General features: G+C 61.5%; 17 protein-coding genes. 11 read left to right on the top strand and 6 right to left on the bottom strand.

The annotated features are described in order from the left end of the window. Positions 1–444: 444 nt before the first annotated feature. Positions 445–1,551, bottom strand: coding sequence for an acyltransferase family protein (locus tag U0023_RS17660; RefSeq protein ID WP_083861485.1), 1,107 nt, complete (start codon positions 1,549–1,551; stop codon positions 445–447). A gap of 122 nt (positions 1,552–1,673) precedes the next feature. Here U0023_RS17660 and U0023_RS17665 point away from each other — a divergent pair, with 122 nt between their 5' ends. Next, entirely contained in the window at positions 1,674–2,531 is an 858-nt protein-coding gene (locus U0023_RS17665; protein WP_009492206.1) for an IS630 family transposase, read from the top strand. Positions 2,532–2,686: 155 nt separating this feature from the next. Here the strand turns inward: U0023_RS17665 and U0023_RS17670 are convergent, their stop codons facing one another. Beyond that, positions 2,687–3,394: a FadR/GntR family transcriptional regulator gene (locus tag U0023_RS17670; protein WP_009492207.1), complete on the bottom strand. Its 708-nt coding sequence runs from the start codon at positions 3,392–3,394 to the stop codon at positions 2,687–2,689. A gap of 256 nt (positions 3,395–3,650) precedes the next feature. On the opposite strand from U0023_RS17670, the gene U0023_RS17675 reads away from it, so the two are divergent. From U0023_RS17675 to hydA, 6 genes are all read left to right on the top strand, one after another. Continuing rightward, positions 3,651–4,454, top strand: a complete 804-nt coding sequence (locus U0023_RS17675; protein ID WP_009492208.1) for a transporter substrate-binding domain-containing protein — start codon at positions 3,651–3,653, stop codon at positions 4,452–4,454. A 75-nt stretch (positions 4,455–4,529) separates the two neighbouring features. Further along, a complete protein-coding gene (locus U0023_RS17680; RefSeq protein ID WP_040639372.1) occupies positions 4,530–5,201 on the top strand; it encodes an amino acid ABC transporter permease in 672 nt (223 codons plus the stop codon). After that, positions 5,198–5,932: an amino acid ABC transporter ATP-binding protein gene (locus U0023_RS17685; protein WP_009492210.1), complete on the top strand. Its 735-nt coding sequence runs from the start codon at positions 5,198–5,200 to the stop codon at positions 5,930–5,932. The genes U0023_RS17680 and U0023_RS17685 overlap by 4 nt, the downstream gene beginning before the upstream one ends. A 12-nt stretch (positions 5,933–5,944) precedes the next feature. Beyond that, the gene (locus U0023_RS17690; RefSeq protein WP_009492211.1) at positions 5,945–6,463 is read left to right on the top strand and encodes an ureidoglycolate lyase; all 519 of its coding nucleotides are present in this window, start codon (positions 5,945–5,947) and stop codon (positions 6,461–6,463) included. Between the two features lie 8 nt (positions 6,464–6,471). Continuing rightward, positions 6,472–7,686 carry a cysteine desulfurase-like protein gene (locus U0023_RS17695; protein ID WP_009492212.1) on the top strand — a complete coding sequence of 405 codons (1,215 nt, stop codon included), beginning with the start codon at positions 6,472–6,474 and terminating at the stop codon, positions 7,684–7,686. 11 nt (positions 7,687–7,697) lie between these two features. Then, positions 7,698–9,116: a dihydropyrimidinase gene (gene hydA / locus U0023_RS17700; RefSeq protein WP_009492213.1), complete on the top strand. Its 1,419-nt coding sequence runs from the start codon at positions 7,698–7,700 to the stop codon at positions 9,114–9,116. Positions 9,117–9,252: 136 nt separating this feature from the next. On the opposite strand, the gene U0023_RS17705 is transcribed toward hydA, so the two are convergent. Further along, complete coding sequence (locus U0023_RS17705) at positions 9,253–10,152, bottom strand: LysR family transcriptional regulator (protein ID WP_009492214.1); 900 nt, start codon at positions 10,150–10,152, stop codon at positions 9,253–9,255. Positions 10,153–10,286: 134 nt separating this feature from the next. Between U0023_RS17705 and U0023_RS17710 the strand changes: the two genes are divergently transcribed. Then, positions 10,287–11,201: an alpha/beta fold hydrolase gene (locus tag U0023_RS17710; RefSeq protein ID WP_009492215.1), complete on the top strand. Its 915-nt coding sequence runs from the start codon at positions 10,287–10,289 to the stop codon at positions 11,199–11,201. Positions 11,202–11,718: 517 nt separating this feature from the next. Here the strand turns inward: U0023_RS17710 and U0023_RS17715 are convergent. Continuing rightward, a complete protein-coding gene (locus tag U0023_RS17715) occupies positions 11,719–12,699 on the bottom strand; it encodes a catalase family peroxidase (protein ID WP_009492216.1) in 981 nt (326 codons plus the stop codon). A 291-nt stretch (positions 12,700–12,990) separates the two neighbouring features. On the opposite strand from U0023_RS17715, the gene U0023_RS17720 reads away from it, so the two are divergent. Continuing rightward, positions 12,991–13,215, top strand: coding sequence for a hypothetical protein (locus U0023_RS17720; RefSeq protein WP_009492217.1), 225 nt, complete (start codon positions 12,991–12,993; stop codon positions 13,213–13,215). A 68-nt stretch (positions 13,216–13,283) separates the two neighbouring features. On the opposite strand, the gene U0023_RS17725 is transcribed toward U0023_RS17720, so the two are convergent. Further along, positions 13,284–14,144, bottom strand: coding sequence for an alpha/beta fold hydrolase (locus U0023_RS17725; RefSeq protein WP_009492218.1), 861 nt, complete (start codon positions 14,142–14,144; stop codon positions 13,284–13,286). A gap of 392 nt (positions 14,145–14,536) precedes the next feature. On the opposite strand from U0023_RS17725, the gene U0023_RS17730 reads away from it, so the two are divergent. Beyond that, entirely contained in the window at positions 14,537–14,839 is a 303-nt protein-coding gene (locus tag U0023_RS17730; RefSeq protein WP_154661245.1) for a hypothetical protein, read from the top strand. A 160-nt stretch (positions 14,840–14,999) separates the two neighbouring features. On the opposite strand, the gene U0023_RS17735 is transcribed toward U0023_RS17730, so the two are convergent. Further along, positions 15,000–15,752, bottom strand: a complete 753-nt coding sequence (locus U0023_RS17735) for an SDR family NAD(P)-dependent oxidoreductase (protein WP_009492221.1) — start codon at positions 15,750–15,752, stop codon at positions 15,000–15,002. Between the two features lie 108 nt (positions 15,753–15,860). On the opposite strand from U0023_RS17735, the gene U0023_RS17740 reads away from it, so the two are divergent. Further along, the gene (locus tag U0023_RS17740) at positions 15,861–16,769 is read left to right on the top strand and encodes a LysR substrate-binding domain-containing protein (protein ID WP_009492222.1); all 909 of its coding nucleotides are present in this window, start codon (positions 15,861–15,863) and stop codon (positions 16,767–16,769) included. The last annotated feature ends 219 nt before the right edge of the window (positions 16,770–16,988 follow it).

Here is a 16,988-nt window from a genome sequence, read left to right on the forward strand (position 1 = left end):
ATGCCCCAGGTGAAGGCACCATGTGCCCCGCCACCTTGTAGGGCGAAGGACACCGGCGCGGCAACCCGTTTCGGAGCCTACAACAAACGCCCTGTCCCAGGCAGCTCTGCTGTACTCCTTGACGCGCCGAAGACCCTGGTTCGCCGACCGAGAGCTGACACCTGTCGTATGGTCGGAATGTGAAGGTTTGTCGCCCATTCAGATGACTGGAAGTCGCTGCTCGCGAACCTGATCCGATCGCGGCGGGCGGTGCGGCGCGGGCCTCTTGGCGCAGGGCAGGGCGCCGGACCTACCGTCGTGTGCGTGATGGATGGTGACGAGCCGTGCCCGTTTCGCGGATCGACCTGAAATGCGCATCACCGTGAGGACTATCCTTGAGCCGCACTCGTCGAATGCTCCTGGCAACCCCGTCGATTGGGCCGATGTCCGCGTGCGTGTCTGGTCCTAGGGCAGTGCGACCGCGACGTCGCGGCGCTGTCGCGTAGCCAACAGGTTCTTGAAAAGGGCGACGATTGGCCTCTCGCAGGCGAAATGGAAGACCAGGCCTGCGAAGAGGCCGATCGCGACGAGAACCGCACAGTCAAAAGCGGGATTTCCTGTACGGAGCTTCGAGAGTAGACCGCTGACCTCAAGGAAGGAAAACAGCGGCAGGTGGATGAGATAGGTGCCGTAGCACAGGGCGCCGAGGATGTCGGTCGTCTTTGAGCTGACGGAGCCTTTGCGGATCTCGATTGCTGCTCCGCCGGCGATTACAAGGGCAGAGGCCAATCCCCAAGCCGGGACGAATGAGGGCAAGGCGACAGCCTCAGTGGCCAAACCCGCCAGCGTTAAGAGGCCGAGGGCAAGAAGGAACCCTCCAACGAGGACCGATATCCGCGGGACGCATACAGCCACGATCACCCCAAAAAAGAACAAGGAGATATTCTTGAAGGCCATTGTCGCATTGGCGAAGGGCTGCGTTCCTGACACGAACAGCCCATAGACCAGAGCGGGCACCGCCACGAGCAGAAGCAGGGAAATACGACGGGGCAGGGCAATGCAGATCCCGAAGAAGATATAGAAAATCAGTTCATAGTGAAGCGTCCAGGCTTGGGTGATGATCCCGAAATCCTTGGCGGAGCGAGGGATCAGGAAGGTACTGCTCAGAAGGTTCGACCAAGTCAGCGGATCTCGGAGGTTGAACCATAGCAGGAACCCGATTGCGAATGCGAGGACGCACCAATAAGGCGGATATATCCGCAGGAACCGTTTCTTGGCGAAGGTGCCGAGCCGCTCCGGATGGCTGAGGTCCGCCGCATGGGCCTGCATGATCACGAAGCCGCTGAGCACAAAGAAGAAATCCACTCCGTAGTAGGTGAATCCGAAGGCTTTCCCGAACTCCAAATCACTTAGAAATGCGCCTGAATGGAAGACAACGATAGCCGCAGCCGCCAGCCACCGGGCCACATCGATTGAGCCGAAACGCACTGATGTGATGGGAGGCATTCGGGCAGCTCTGACAAGGTGTTCGGGAAAGTTTACTTTGTAGCTACTTGGTCTTGCCCTGTCCATCAGGGCCAACGGTCGCAAGCCGTGCAGTTCTAGAGTATCGGCAGTTCTGATTGAATCGGAGGCTATGCGGCGTGACGGCTTTGTGATTCCCTTATCTCGACCCTCTCCGGAGGAGATGAGCGATGACCAAGTCCTACTCGCTGGATCTGCGGCAACGGGTGGTGCGCTTTGTTGAGGCGGGGCATTCCTTCCATGAGGCTGCCCGGCATTTTGAGGTGTCGGTCGCGTTTGTGGTGCGGCTGCTGGCGGCGTGTCGGTCCACCAGCAACCTGGCGCCCCAGCCAGAGGGCGGCTGGCGCTACTCCAAGCTCGACCCGCATCGCGACTTCTTGATCCGTCGCGTGACCGAGACGAACGACATCACCATGCCCCAGCTCGCGGCCGAACCGCTGGCCTTGAGCACCAGGATCACGCCGGCTTCCATCGCGCGCTGGTTCATCCGCCAGGGCTATAGCGTCAAAAAAACTTTGCGGGCCAGCGAACAAGAACGCTCCGACGTGCATCAAGCCCGCGAGCACGGGAGAGCCAAGCGCCAGCCGCGCATGCCCCAGGAGCCGCACCGGCCGGTGTTTCTCGATGAGACCGGCACATCCACCAAGATGCCCCGCCTGCGCGGCCGCTGTCTGAAAGGGCAGCGGCTGTATGCCAGGGCGCCATTCGGCCACTGGCTGACCCAGACCTTTGTCGCGGGGCTGCGCTACTCTGGTCTGACGGCGCCTTGGGTGATCGATGGGCCGATGACCCGGCAGATCTTTGAGGCCTATGTGGAGACCCGGCTCGCCCCAACCTTGTCCAAGGGTGACGTGGTGATCCTCGACAACCTGCCGGCGTACAAGAGTGAGACGGCGGCGCAGTGCCTGAAGCAAAGGGGTGCTTGGTTCCTGTTCCTGCCTGCTTATTCGCCCGATTTGAACCCAATTGAGCAACTCTTCGCCAAGATCAAAGCACACCTGCGCATGTCGAAGGCATGCCTTACCTAAATAAAGCTGGCGCATGTATCGGCGGTTGAAGCTCTGTCCCAGCTGTTGAGCCAAGAGCGCTATGTGATCCCCTGGGAACCCGTTGGGCGTCCGTACGGCCGCAACTGCTGCTCAGGCGAATGGTGAAGTCAATTTCGGCGTAGGTGGAGCGCTCCTCAAAGTGAAACGCCAAAACGGCCTGCAGCCGAGCGGATATGGCTTTGCATTGCCGCTTCAGCGGTGTCTGGGTCCTGGCTGGCTATGCCCTCCAAGATAGCCTCGTGTTCACACACAGTTTCACTCAGGCGATCGAGTTGAGCCATGGGAAGCCGTTGACTTTCGACGAGCATTTCGCGGACTGGCCGGTACATGGCAGCCAGAACTGGGTTTCCAGAGAGCTCAAAAACCATGTCATGAAAAGCCGTGTCGTTGACGGCAAGGCTGATCACGTCGCCTGACTCTAGGGCGTCTCGCATGGCGTCGGTGCACCGCCTCAGGCGTTCCTCGGCGGGTTTGTCGATGCGAGCGGCTGCGAGCCTCGCAGCGTATCCCTCAAGCCCTAGGCGTGCCTCGTAAACATCGGCAGGCGTGCATCGATCCGAGTAACGCCACAGCGGCCGGCGAGTATCCGTTTTTGCGACAAACACTCCGCTGCCCACCCGTACCGTCACAAGACCCATGGTCTCGAGCACTGTCAGTGCCTCCCGCACTGAGGGCCGGCTTACGCCGAGCTGCTCTGCCAGCTCCCGCTGCGAAGGAAGACGCTGTCCAGCCTTAAGGCCGCCTTTCAGGATCAGGCGCTGGATATACTCGACGATCCCGCGTGGCACGGGGGTGCGGTCGGCTAGCTCCAATTCCGACAGGTTCAGTGGATCACTTTTCATCTACCGTCCCTACTTCATTCTCACCTCGAAAGCCCGTGGTGCATCAGGTCGTGCCTGCAGGCGTCTTTTTTGACCACCTCCGAGCCTTATTAGCCTTGACCATGCGTCAGAATAGCTGCACGATCAACTGGTCAGATTGGTAAGACCAGTTTGGCCAATATTGCCGGCCTGCACAAGTCTCCAAAGAGTCGGCTACCAGATGGAAATAGAGAATTGATCGCCAGCTATGAGCCCGGCGTGCAAAATGGAGGAGCAGATGTCAGTGAAATTCACCCGACGCGGCACATTCGTCGCAACATTAACCGCCGTATTGGCCATGTCGGCAGGGACGATGGCCTCTGCTGCCGAAATGAAGGTTGGAGCGAACCTCGGCAACGTTCCGTGGGAGTTTCAGAACGAGAAGGGCGAGATCGTCGGTTTCGAGATCGACGTCGCCAAAGAAATCGGCAAGCGCCTGAACATGAACGTGTCCTTCGTTAACATCCCGTTCAACGGGCTGTTTGCTGCGGTGCAATCGGGTCAGGTTGATGCCGCCGTATCCTCGATCACCATCACCAAGAAGCGTCTTGAGTCGGTATCCTTCGCCCAGCCCTATTACGACAGCGACCAATCTCTGGCAGTGCGAGCCAACTCAGGCATCAAGAGCCTGGAAGGTATGGCGAGCAAGGTGGCAGCAGTCGATACGGGCTCGACCGGTGACATGTGGTCGACGCAGAACCAGCAGAAGTACAAATTCTCCGATATCCGCCGCTACGAGGGCTTGGCTCCCGCGATGCTCGACCTCGCAGCCGGCCGCATCGACGGCTATGTCAGCGACATCCCGGCCGTCCAGTATTACATCAAGGACAAGCCGGTCTATCAGGTGGTCGAGCGCATTCCGACCGGCGAGCAGTATTCGATGATGTTCGCGAAGAACAGCCCCCTGGCGGAAAAGGTCGATGCCGAGATCACGAAGATGAAGCAGGACGGAACCTTGGCGAAGATCCACGAACAGTGGTTCGGCGCCAAGGCGGAGCCGAACTCGTCGACTGTCAAGGTCATGGAGATGCCTAAGCTCTGACAGCAACTCTCCCCGAGCGTTTGGTATCCGTACCGGGCGCTCGGCATGATAACGAATATTGAGGTGCTGCCCGTCATGTCCATCTTCGACACCTTCCTGAACTGGAAGGTTTTCGTTCAAACCCTTCCGCTCCTGCTATCGGGCCTGACCACTACGCTGACTCTTGGAGTGACAGCCATCATCCTGGGATTCATCGGCGGCCTGGTTCTCGCGCTGCTCCGGCTCTATGCCAACTCACCGCTAAAGCAGATCGCCGTCGCCTATATCGACATCCTCCGTTCCATCCCGATCCTAGTCCTGCTCGTCGTCATCTACTATGCGCTGCCTTTCGTCGGGTTGCGGTTGTCCCCCTTCGGGGCGGCTGCCTCTGCCCTGAGCCTCGTGTCGGCCGCTTATTCCGCTGAGATCTTCCGGGCCGGCATCGAGGCCGTGCCAAAGGGTCAGTTCGAGGCCGCCCGTGCCCTAGGCCTCAGCCCCTGGCGTCGGATGAGCGACGTGGTGCTGCCGCAGGCGCTTCGGATCGTGATCCCGCCGATCACATCCAATTCCATCAACGTGATGAAGGACACGGCTCTCGCATCCGTGGTGGCGATGCCGGACCTGCTCAAGCAGGCGACGCAGGCGCAGGCGCTGGCGGCGAACCCGACGCCCCTCATCAGTGCAGCCGTCATCTACATCCTGCTCCTGATGCCGCTCGTGCGCCTCGTCGGGGTTTTCGAAAAGCGACTTGCCGTGAGGGGACGATGACGCGCCCGATTATCGAGATGAAGAACGTCGTCAAGTCGTTCGGCCTTTTCAAGGCGCTGCATGGCGTCGATCTCCAGGTAAAAGAAGGCGAGATCGTCGTCGTCATCGGTCCGTCCGGCTCGGGCAAGTCAACATTGATCCGCTGCATCAACCAGCTTGAGGAGCACAACGGCGGTGAGATCATCGTCGACGGAGCGGAGGTCGGCCACGGCCGCAAGAGCACCGTGCTCACCGAGGTGGGAATGGTATTCCAGAGCTTCAACCTCTTTCCGCATATGACCGTGCTCCGCAATGTAGCGCTCGGTCCCGTCCGCGTGCGCGGTCTGTCATGGGCAGCGGCAGAGGATCGCGCCAAGCGCCTGCTGGCCCGTGTCGGGCTCGCGGATCAAGCGATGAAATATCCGGCGCAACTCTCCGGCGGGCAGCAGCAGCGGGTCGGGATCGCAAGGGCCCTCGCCATGGAGCCGAAGGTGCTGCTCTTCGACGAACCGACCTCCGCCCTCGACCCAGAGATGGTAGGCGAGGTCCTGGATGTGATGCAGCAACTTGCCAAGACTGGGGTCACTATGGTCGTCGTGACCCACGAGATGGGATTTGCCCGCAAGGTCGCCGACAGGGTGGTGTTCATGGACGGGGGGCGGATCGTCGAACAGGGTCCTCCTGACGAGATCTTCAACGCACCAAGCGATCTCCGTCTCAGAAGCTTTCTTCAGGCCGTCCTGTCCCATTAGGCTTACACATCCGTGCAGACACTGTTTCCCAAACGCCTGACGCCTTCAGCCTTCAGTTCCTTCGGCGAGGTGCTGTTCTTCGATCCCGGCCGCAGCCGCCTGGTGAATGATGGGCGGGCGCTGCGCTTCGATACCGACACTCGCTTCGACCACGCAGCGACCGAGGGAGAGCCTGTGCTTGCTGTTTACCGGGCCAGCGGCTGGCCTCTGCCGATGCACCTCTTGACCTTCGAACGGCATCCTCTGTCTTCGCAGACGTTCATGGCTCTTTCCGCCGAAAGGTTCCTGATCGTTGTCGCACCGGAGGATCCAGCCGGGCTGCCCGATCTTGAGCGTGCCGAAGCGTTCGTCGGCCATCGAAACGAGGGCGTCAACTATGCCCGCAACCTCTGGCACGCTCCGATCGCGGCGGTCGGCGCAGACGGCGACTTTCTCATGTTCATGTGGGAACGCGGCTCTTCCGAAGACTGCGTTTTCCATCATCTCGATGAGCCGCTGGTCGTCGGCTCGATCCAACCGTTCACAGAATAGGTGCATCTATGTCTCTTGATCTCGCCTTCGTCCGATCACAGTTTCCCGCGCTCGCGGACGGCTTCGCCTATTTCGACAATGCCGGCGGCTCCCTCGTCCTGCGAAATGTCGCTGAGCGCATCTCGGAATATCTCCTGACCACAAGCGTGCAGACCGGCGCCAGCTACGAGCATTCCCAACGGGCGACAAGCCGATTGATGGAGGCGCGCGCCAAGATCGCGCGGCTGCTCGGTGCGGAACGGCGGGAAGAAATCGTGCTGGGGCCTTCGACCACCGTCCTCGCCCAGTTCCTGTCACGAGCCATGGAAGGTCGCCTCAAGCCAGGCGACGAGATCGTCGTCACGAATTTCGACCATGAGTCGAATATCGGTCCGTGGCGCTCGCTGGAGAAGCGCGGCATCGTCATCAAGGAATGGTCCATCGACCCCGAAAGCTACGAGATCGACCTGGATGAGCTTGATCGCCTGATGAACGAACGGACCCGGCTCGTGGCTGTGACTCATGCCTCAAACATTCTAGGCACCATCAACCCGATCAAGGAGATCGCGCACCGTGTGCACGAGCGTGGCGCGGAGATCGTCGTCGACGCCGTTGCCTATGCGCCCCACCGGGCCGTGAACGTGAGCGATCTGGATGTCGATTACTATATCTTCAGCTTCTACAAGACCTACGGCCCTCACTTCGCAGTGATGTACGGCAAGTACGAGAAGCTGCTAGAGCTCGACGGGCTCTATCACTACTTTTACGGTCGCGAGAAGGTGCCGATGAAGCTCGAGCCTGGCAACACCAACTACGAGCTTGCCTGGGGTGCGGCCGGCATCGTGGATTATATCGACTCTCTCGGCGGCGGCACCGGCGACAGGGCCTCCATCGACCGCGCCTTTGGCAAGATCGCGGCGCACGAGACCCTTCTGGGAGAAAAGCTGCTCGCCTACCTGAGGGATCGCAACGACGTTCGCATCATCGGACGCCGCGACAGTGCTACGGATCGCCGTGTACCGACCATCGCCTTCAAGGTCGACGGACGCGACTCGGCGGAAATCGTGCGTTCCACTGAAGTCGACCGGATCGGCATCCGCTTCGGCGATTTCCACTCTAGGCGCCTGATCGAACATCTGGGCCTTGCTGACGGCAATGGTGTGGTGCGTGTCTCCATGGTGCACTACAATACACCGGAGGAGGTCGACCGGCTGATCGGAAGCCTCGACCGGGCACTCGCCTGAGGAGGGCAAAGATGGAGCTCGATCTCGCGATCCGGGGCGGCACCGTTGTCACCGCATCCGACACGTTCCATTGCGATGTTGGTATCAGGGGCGAGCGCATCGTCGTGCTGGGCGAAAATCTTCGCGCCCAACGCGAGATAGACGCTTCCGGGCTCCTCGTGCTGCCCGGAGGCATCGACAGCCATGTTCACATCGCTCAACCCTCCGGGCCCGGCGTGGTGATGGCGGACGACTTCGCCTCCGCCACGGCTTCGGCCGCGGCCGGCGGCAACACGACGGTCCTTCCTTTCGCACTTCAGCAACGGGGAACGTCCCTGCGCGCTTGCGTCGAGGATTACCGGCGGAAGGCCGATGGCGAGTGCTACGTCGATACGGCCTTCCACCTGATCGTCTCCGATCCGACGCCAGAGGTTCTGGGGCAGGAGCTCCCCGCGCTGCTCAAGGACGGGTACACGTCATTCAAAGTTTTCATGACCTACGATGACCTCGTGCTGAAGGACCGCGAGCTTCTCGATGTATTCGAGGTGGCGCGTCGGGAGCGCGCCCTCGTCATGGTCCATGCGGAAGGATACGACGCGATCCGCTACATGACCGAGCGCCTTGAGCGCGAGGGCCGTACCGCTCCCTATTACCATGCGGTTTCGCGCCCCGAGATCGTCGAGCGGGAGGCCACTCACCGGGCAATCAGCCATGCGGAACTCGTCGACGTGCCGATCATGATTGTGCATGTGTCCGGACGCGAGGCGATGGAGCAGATCCGCTGGGCACAGTCTCGCGGTCTCAAAGTCTATGCCGAGACCTGTCCGCAATACATCACGCTCACCGCCGAGGACCTACAAGGTCCAGACATGGACATGAGTGGTGCGAAATACGTCTGCTCGCCTCCGCCGCGGGATGAAGAGAGTCAAGCGGCAATTTGGGAGGGTCTGCGAACCGGCGTGTTCCAAACCTTTTCGTCGGACCATTGCCCGTTCCGCTATGACAGTCCGGCCGGCAAGCTCCACCCGAACGGCAAGACCTCCTTCCGCTGGGTGCCGAACGGCATTCCTGGTGTTGAGACGCGCCTGCCCATTCTATTCTCGGAGGGGGTTTCCAAGGGACGGATCTCCCTTAACCGCTTCGTGGAACTGACCGCCACCAACCACGCAAAAATCTACGGCCTCTATCCACGCAAGGGTTCTATCGGCATCGGTTTCGACGCCGACATCGTCCTCTGGGATCCAAACCGGCGCGAGGTCATCCGCCAGGAGATCCTCCACCACGGTGCCGACTATACGCCCTGGGAAGGGTTCGAAGTCACAGGCTGGCCGGTGACGACATTGCTGCGGGGCCAAATCGTAGCCGACGGCGGCCGTATCGTCGGTGCCAAAGGAGCTGGTCGCATCTTGGCCAGGAACGTATCGGCCTATGCAGCGTCCATCGGCACCTGAGAGCGGCGCTGGCGTTCTTTACCGAGCGTCAATCTCCTATTTGTGATCCAAAGAGGATCCGTTGATGAATGGAAGTGCTGCTCAAGGCCCCGTTCCACATGCGAGGGCAGCATTGGGCTCGTCGACGGGCGCGCCGTCAATGCTCCCAATACGGTGGCTCTCCGAATGCCTCCCGCATGCAGTCGGCAAAAGCCCGCAACTTGGCTGATGGCCGCCGTCCTTCGAAATGGGCGACATAGATAAATTCCGGAGCTGACCGGCGCCCCACATCAATGACCAGAAGGCGACCGCTCGCAATGTCGGGACCGACGATGAAGGTCGGCAGCAGGGCAATGCCGATCCCTGACAACGCAGCGTCCCGCATCATGTCGCCGTTGTTCACGCGCAGGGCTACATGGCCGCGTACGATCGTTGCCCCATCGGGCCCTGGGAACCGCCAGTCATCGACGCCCCGGTTGGTATAGAAGATGCCGCGATGGCCTTCGAGGTCACATGCCGCGGCAGGTGTACCGTACCGTGCCAAGTAATCCGGCGAGGCGACGAGAACCCGCCGGCTGGGCGCCAGCCGCCAAGCGACCAGCCTGGAATCCAAGAGCGGGCCGTGCCGGACCACGGCATCATACCCTTCTGCCGACAGGTCCACCCGCCGATCATCGAGATCGAGCGTCAGCTCGATGCCGGGATGCTGGGCGAGAAACGGATAAACCGCCGGTCCGAGATGCATTCGGCCGAATGTGACAGGCGCGGAGATGCGCAACGGGCCGATCAGAGCGCCGCTGCGCTGGGCCATTTCGGCCATCGCTTCCTCGATCTCACAGGCAATGCGGGACGCCCTCTCGCGGAAGGTGATCCCGTCCTCCGTCAGGCTTAGCCGGCGCGTGCTCCGATGCATAAGCCTCACACCAAGGCTGCGCTCAAGTTCGGCCAAGCGGTCGCTGACCACGGACTTCGACAGCCTCAGCCGGCGCGCCGCCTCGCTGATCGAGCCGGCCTCCACAACAGCGACAAAGGTGGCGATGCCATCGAGTTTTATCATCGTCCGGCCTTTCCGGAAGCCAGTTCCGCCTTTTGCAGTCTAATCCGGAAGGTTCTCAGACGCTATCTCCACCTCCGAGGAGAGACGTTGACCACAGCCACGGCAAAAACTCTCCCGTTGCAAGGAGATGACAGATGCTCAGGTTCGTACTCATTGCTCTGGGAGCCGCCGGCATTGCGCTGCCGGCCGCGGCGCAGGTCCCGTTCCCAGCCGAGGTCCGGACGCAGGAGATCACAACCAACGGTGCCACGATCCACGTCCGCATCGGCGGCACAGGGCCGGCGGTGGTTCTGTTGCACGGCTATGGCGAAACTGGCGACATGTGGGCACCTCTGGCCGCGGATCTCGTCCGGGATCATACGGTCGTGGTTCCGGATCTTCGCGGCTTGGGACTTTCATCCAAGCCGGAGACGGGGTTCGACAAGAAGACCCAGGCTGGCGACGTGGCAGGTGTTCTCGACGCGCTCAAGATCGATCATGCCGATCTGGTCACTCACGACATCGGGAACATGGTCGGCTACGCCTTTGCGGTCCAGCATCCAGAACGGGTGAAGCGGTTCGTATTGATTGATGCCCCGTTGCCGGGCATCGGTCCGTGGGAAGAGGTCCTGAAGAACCCATTGTTGTGGCATTTCCGGTTTGGAGGACCCGACATGGAGCGCCTCGTGGCCGGCCGCGAGCGCATTTATCTGGATCGCTTCTGGAACGAGTTCTCGGCCACGCCGAGCCGCTTCTCCGAGGCCGCACGGGAGCACTATGCCGAGTTGTACGCCTTGCCAGGCGCCATGCACTCGGGTTTTGCCCAGTTTGCCGCGTTTGACCAGGATGCCGTCGACAACAAGGCCTTCCTCGCTGCCAACGGCAAGCTTGGGATGCCGGTGCTGGCGATCGGGGGCGAGAAGTCGTTTGGTCCGATGATGGCGACGGTGATGCGGTTTGCCGCCAGTGACGTGACCGAAGGGATCATTCCCGACGCAGGCCATTGGATCATGGAGGAAAACCCAACGGCGACGAGCGCCATGGTTCGCTCCTTCTTGGCTTCCCAGTAAACGACACCGCGCTGACGCCAATGGGTGACCACGGGAGGGAAGGACCGTTCCTGGTACATTCGCGAAGTAGGCCGAGGGGCCGAAGTTGTAGGCAAAGCGGACCTTCACGCAGCCACACTTAAGGACTGCCCCGGTCCGGAACGCGACCTGCTCAAGGCAACTCTCAGCGCGAGCCCGCAGAGCGACGGTGCTCACGGCTTTGATATGCCGACGAGCTGGAAGGATTGGGTCACCCCGCGCACCTCAATGGGCCGGGTGCCGACCGCCGGCTCCGGTGCCGGAGCGGCTGCTTGCTATAGAGAGTTGCACACCGTTGGCAGCAGAAGACCGAGGAGAATAGCCTGCTTCCAGCAGGGGAGCCTCCATCAATACAGAGTCATTGTACCGTCTCCGTGCCGGAGTGACCGCTGGCCGCTCCGCATACTCCGGCTACAGGACAATCCGAACGGGCATTTCGCCGAGGTCTCATGCTCGTTGCACGGGCACAACTGCCTTGCCGTATTGGACGCGCACTCGGTCAGGGGGTGCGGCGCGAGAACGATACGGCATAAGCGCTGTCTCGCACGTCGATCATCGGATCGTCCGAAGCCTCAATTCCATCGGTGAGCTGGCCCGGCAGAAACAGCAGCTTCTTCTCGGCTTCAGTGCTGCCCGGAACTGCCTTATCAAGCGTCAGGATGCCGAGCTCCACCACCCTGCGGTCGTCGGGCCAGGGTCGTGCAGGATCGTTTGTAGGATCCCCGGCCGCAGCGAGCTGTGCCTTGAGATGGAAGATGACTGGTCCACGGTTCAGGCGCTCGGGCAACTCCGTCATGAGAAAGTCCGGGGGCTGCTTGGCTGCCTCCGCTGCATTCAAATGCACCACCTGTTCCGGCGTCACCACATAGCGCACCGCTTGGCGCCCGCCGGCCTTGTTGACGAGCACGAAGGCATTGAGGCCACGATATTCCTCATGGGCGAAGCTGTCCGGCGTCGCGATCGTGGCCAGGGCCGCCGGTATCGTGGGATGACTGGCAACGAACTGGTCGAGCTTCGTCGGCTTTGCAGCCTCAGGCGGACTGGCGGCGATGGCAAGAAAGAAATCGCGCAGGTCGGCCGCGGTGGGCACCAGGAAGACCTTGAGCGAGTTCGTCACCATGTCGGTCTCGCTGCCATCCGGCAGGTGGAATTTGAGCGCCATGCCATGCGGATTGGCACCATCCGAGCCATCTGGAATGCTCGGGAGGCCGCTGGAATCCGAGAACCGCACTGTCACTGGGATCGTGCGGCCATCGAACAGAACCGCCCGGCTCAGCGCCACAGCATCGGGGGTACCCTTGAAGCTGCCTTCGACGACGATACCCTTGGCGTGAAAGGCGCGAATTCCAGGATGGCTGCCGAACACCTGATTCATCGCGTCCACGACCTGGGTTTCCACAGTCTGGTCCTGCGCCCAGCCAAGGCTGGGCACGGCGACGGTCAGGACGATCAGTCGGGTCAGGAAGGTACTGATCCTCATAGATGTCTCCTGCTGCAACGGAGCGAGGTCTAACGGCTTCAAGGCGGAATGTGAGGCGTACGCAACAAGGAGTGACCGCAGCTCACCTCAGAGGAGCCGTCCGGCCTCTGCGGCGCTCTTGACCAAGACGATAGGGGCGAGATCGACAGCTCAAGATTGAGCCGACATCAGGGTTTTGTTGTGGCGCACAGGGGAGCATAAGGAAACGTGGGGCGGCAGTGTCGCCCGTGACCTTGGCACACCACCGAGCCGGAACTGCCCATCCCATTTGAGAACTGAGGGAGCCGCGCCATGGTGAGAACCTATCGTGAAGTTGCAAACGAGAACCTGCTGCGAACCGCCGAAGACGCGATGAGCCGCGTGATCGACCACTGGGGAGACCTGCCGCCGTCGATGAACGATGCGGTCGAGCAGTTTCGCACCCAACTTGAGGCGGCGATTGATTCCGTAGAATTTGTCAAAAGGGCACTCGACAGAGAAGTGCCTGAAAATGACTGCAGGGACGGACCTCCCTGACGGTTTCGATGGCCGCCATTGGCCACTTGTGCGGGGCCGGCCGCCCTGATCGGCCCCGCAGCCTAAGTTCACGCCGCTTGCTCGCCCGCTTTCACGTCCTTCCCGCGAATAAAGGCCAGGATCTCGGGATTCACGATTTCCGGGTGGGTCTGGCACAGGCCGTGCGGCAGATCCTTGTAGGTCTTGAGCCTGCCGTTCTTCAGGAGCTTGACCGTCAGTGGTCCTGCATCGGCATAAGGCACGATCTGGTCGTCCTCGCTGTGGATCACCAGCACCGGCATGTCAATCGCCTTCAAATCCTCGGTGAAGTCCGTCTCGGAGAAGGCCTTGATGCACTCATAGCCGGCCTTGACGCTCCCCATCATGGCCTGACGCCACCAGTTGCGGATCAGACCCTCCGACACCTTCGCGCCGGGCCGGTTGAAGCCGTAGAAGGGGCCGCTCGGAACATCGAGGTAAAACTGGGCGCGGTTGGCGGCCAGCGCGGCACGGAATCCGTCGAACACCTCGATCGGTGTTCCGCCCGGATTGGACTCCTTCCTGACCATCACCGGAGGGACCGCGTCGATCAGAACGGCCTTGGCCACGCGTCCCGGCTCCGCTCGCGCCACGTAACGTGCGACCTCGCCGCCACCGGTCGAGTGGCCGATATGGATCGCGTTCTTGAGGTCGAGCGCCATGACCAGCGCCGCGACATCAGCGACATAGGTGTCCATCTCGTTGCCGCCGTCGGTCTGGTCCGACCGCCCATGGCCTCGGCGGTCGTGGGCGATCACGCGATATCCTTCCGCCAGGAAAAACATCATCTGGTTGTCCCAGTCATCGGCACTCAAGGGCCAGCCATGGTGGAACACGATCGGCTGAGCGTCTCTGCGGCCCCAATCCTTGTAGAAGATCCGGGTGCCGTCTTTGGTGGTGATGTAGGTCATGGGGATGTGATCCCTTGCCATGTAGCCGGTCGGCAGGGCCGGCGCCGCTGTCTCGTGATGAGGCCGATGGCGGGCTCGGTACGCGTCCGCCGAACCATCGGGCCCGGTCGCGACGACGAGGCATCATAACTGATTCACCAGAAAAAGGCAGCTTAGGCGGGTCCGTTTTCCATCCTGGCCGCATAAATGCGCCGGCTCGTCGACAGGAAGCACGATTGGGCAAAGATGCTCGGGTTGAACCAAAGCGGCACGCCACGATGTCCCCAGCGGTCACGCGCGGCCCAATTAGGAAAGGCAGTTGAGCAGGTGGCACGATGCGGCACGCTCGTGGTCTCAAGCTGAGTGAATGCCGTATTTTGCAGTGCGACTGGCCCATGATCCAGGAGGGGCGCTTGACGGATCATTCCGACGTTCCCTCGACCCATACCATCGGGCTGATGAATCCAATTCCGCCCTCCTACCGCCCGCCATTCGCGACGACGGTGCCTTCCTCGAAGCCGGGTAAGCTTTTGACAAGCGCCGCGTCCGAGACCTCCGGAATGGGTGGTGCCGCGGTATTAGTCTGGGCTAAGGTTGCTGTTGCTATCGTGGCTGTCAGCGCAAAGGCGACTGCCACCCTTCTCAGGATGTTCATGTCAGGATTCCTTGGTTGTTCCGTAATGCTTGGAAGAGTGCTCGGCCGACCAGTGATATGAACATCACGATCCTGGACGATCACTCAACCACGCCTGGGGATGGAGACGCCGGGCTGGGTCGGATCGCGGGCGTCACATCAGTAATCTCCATCAGGACGCATACGCGCCGCCCATCTGTGTCCCCATGATGGGAAGGAGCGGGATTACCGCCCCAGGAGGATCAGATCTGGACCTGCCCGCCGTCGACGAAGAGCTCGGCGCCATTGACGAAACTGGCCTCCTCGGAAGCGAGGAAGAGCACGGCCTCGGCGATCTCCTCGGGCTGCCCGATCCGACCCAGTGGGATCTGGCCTGCCAGGAACTCCTTTGTGCCCTGCGCGTGGTCTGCGCCTCCGAAAAGCTCGTTCAGACCTGCGGTCTCGGTCACCCCGGGGCTGATGGCGTTCACCCGGATGCGGCGATCCTTGAGATCGAGGATCCAATTGCGGGCGAAGCTGCGGACGGCTGCCTTCGTGGCGGAATAGACGCTGAAGGCAGGCGTGCCGGAAATACTCGTGGTCGAGGAGGTCAGCACGACGGACCCACCGTCCTTGAGCAGAGGCAACGCCTTCTGGACGGTAAAGAGGACCCCCTTCACGTTGGTGTCGAAGGTCCGCTCATACTGCTCCTCGGTGATCGACCCCAGCGGCGCGAAATCGCCGCCACCCGCATTGGCGAAGACCACGTCGATCTGGGCGTGCTTCTGCTGGACCGCGTCATAGAGACGGTCGATATCGGCTAACCGGCTCATGTCGCCCTGAACGCCGGTCACCCGACCGCCAATCTGCTCGACCGCCGCATCGAGCGCATCCCGTCGGCGACCGGTGATAAACACCGACGCCCCTTCGGTTGAGAACGCCTTGGCCGTAGCCAAGCCGATGCCGCTCGTGCCCCCGGTGACTACGACAACCTTGTTGTTGAACCTGCCGGTCATTGTCTCTCTCCAAATCAGCACCGTGTTGCTGTTGCGGAGAGAAATGCCTTCAGAACGCCGGTGCGTGTAGCCGGCGTTTGTGGCACATAGCGTTCTATTGGAGGAACGATGATCCGTCCTGACCTGAACGACTATGCCTACTTCGCCGAAGTGGTTCGCCATGGCGGGTTCTCGGCGGCCAGCCGGGCGCTGCGAGAGCCCAAATCCAAGCTCAGCCGCCGCATCGCTGAGTTGGAGCGGCGCTTCGGTGTGCGGCTGATCGAGCGATCCAGCCGCCGGTTCCGGGTCACCGACGTGGGCCGAGCCTTCTACGAGCGCTGCCGCATCCTGCTTCTCGAGGCGGAGCAGGCGGAGGCCCTCGTGGCCGAGGCCCAGGCCGAACCGTATGGTCTGATCCGCATGAGTTGTCCAACTGGCCTCGTGGAGGTGATCTCCGGTACGTTGCGATCCTTCCTGACACGCTATTCCAGGGTGAGGGTCCAACTGCTTGCCGTAGATCGACCGGTGGACCTGATCGGCGAAAGGATCGACATTGCCCTGCGTGTCCGGACGGACCTGACCAGCGATGCGGCCCTGACCATGCGCTCCCTGGGCATCTCACGGCGCATCCTTGTCGCCAGTCCGCAACTGGCGAGCCGGCTGGGAGCCGACATCGGATCTCTGGCCGATGCTCCGACGTTGAGCACAAGCGACAGTCTGACAGTGGTCGAATGGACGCTGGAGCGGGATGACGGCACGCTGCACACACTCCGGCACGAGCCCCGCATTACATGCGGGGATTTCTCACTGGTTCGCGATGCTGCGGTCAGTGGGCTGGGCGTGGCGCTCTTGCCGGACCATACCTGCGCTAACGAGCTCGCCGCCGGCCGGCTTGTGCGGGTTATGCGGGAATGGAGCGGCCGTCGGGGCATCGTCCATCTGGTGTTCACGACCCGGCGCGGCCTCCCTCCGGCCGTTCGCGCTCTGATCGATCACTTGGCCGCAGGCTTCCCACGAGATGTCCTCGAACGCGAGTAGTTGGACTCGGCTTCTGAACGAAAAAGGTTCAGACGGCAGCTACTCCCGGAAGAGCTGCTTTTGGCTCGGGGCTGACCTTAGCCGTACTTCTGAGCTGGAGCGGTAAGCGGACACCCGCGCAGAGCCGGGAAGGCCTCTGCCTGACCCGAAGCTGACTCCAGCTACTTAGGGGTAGAATTGCAGCTTCTGGTCGTTCATCGAAGGTCTCTATCAGGCTGT

This window comes from Microvirga lotononidis, assembly GCF_034627025.1.
Lineage (GTDB): Bacteria > Pseudomonadota > Alphaproteobacteria > Rhizobiales > Beijerinckiaceae > Microvirga > Microvirga lotononidis.

Bases quoted from the DNA above. Each gene is read 5' to 3' on its own strand.
- U0023_RS17660 (WP_083861485.1), bottom strand. From the start codon at position 1,551: ATGGACAGGGCAAGACCAAGTAGCTACAAAGTAAACTTTCCCGAACAC.
- U0023_RS17665 (WP_009492206.1), top strand. From the start codon at position 1,674: ATGACCAAGTCCTACTCGCTGGATCTGCGGCAACGGGTGGTGCGCTTT.
- U0023_RS17670 (WP_009492207.1), bottom strand. From the start codon at position 3,394: ATGAAAAGTGATCCACTGAACCTGTCGGAATTGGAGCTAGCCGACCGC.
- U0023_RS17675 (WP_009492208.1), top strand. From the start codon at position 3,651: ATGTCAGTGAAATTCACCCGACGCGGCACATTCGTCGCAACATTAACC.
- U0023_RS17680 (WP_040639372.1), top strand. From the start codon at position 4,530: ATGTCCATCTTCGACACCTTCCTGAACTGGAAGGTTTTCGTTCAAACC.
- U0023_RS17685 (WP_009492210.1), top strand. From the start codon at position 5,198: ATGACGCGCCCGATTATCGAGATGAAGAACGTCGTCAAGTCGTTCGGC.
- U0023_RS17695 (WP_009492212.1), top strand. From the start codon at position 6,472: ATGTCTCTTGATCTCGCCTTCGTCCGATCACAGTTTCCCGCGCTCGCG.
- hydA (WP_009492213.1), top strand. From the start codon at position 7,698: ATGGAGCTCGATCTCGCGATCCGGGGCGGCACCGTTGTCACCGCATCC.
- U0023_RS17705 (WP_009492214.1), bottom strand. From the start codon at position 10,152: ATGATAAAACTCGATGGCATCGCCACCTTTGTCGCTGTTGTGGAGGCC.
- U0023_RS17710 (WP_009492215.1), top strand. From the start codon at position 10,287: ATGCTCAGGTTCGTACTCATTGCTCTGGGAGCCGCCGGCATTGCGCTG.
- U0023_RS17715 (WP_009492216.1), bottom strand. From the start codon at position 12,699: ATGAGGATCAGTACCTTCCTGACCCGACTGATCGTCCTGACCGTCGCC.
- U0023_RS17720 (WP_009492217.1), top strand. From the start codon at position 12,991: ATGGTGAGAACCTATCGTGAAGTTGCAAACGAGAACCTGCTGCGAACC.
- U0023_RS17725 (WP_009492218.1), bottom strand. From the start codon at position 14,144: ATGACCTACATCACCACCAAAGACGGCACCCGGATCTTCTACAAGGAT.
- U0023_RS17735 (WP_009492221.1), bottom strand. From the start codon at position 15,752: ATGACCGGCAGGTTCAACAACAAGGTTGTCGTAGTCACCGGGGGCACG.
- U0023_RS17740 (WP_009492222.1), top strand. From the start codon at position 15,861: ATGATCCGTCCTGACCTGAACGACTATGCCTACTTCGCCGAAGTGGTT.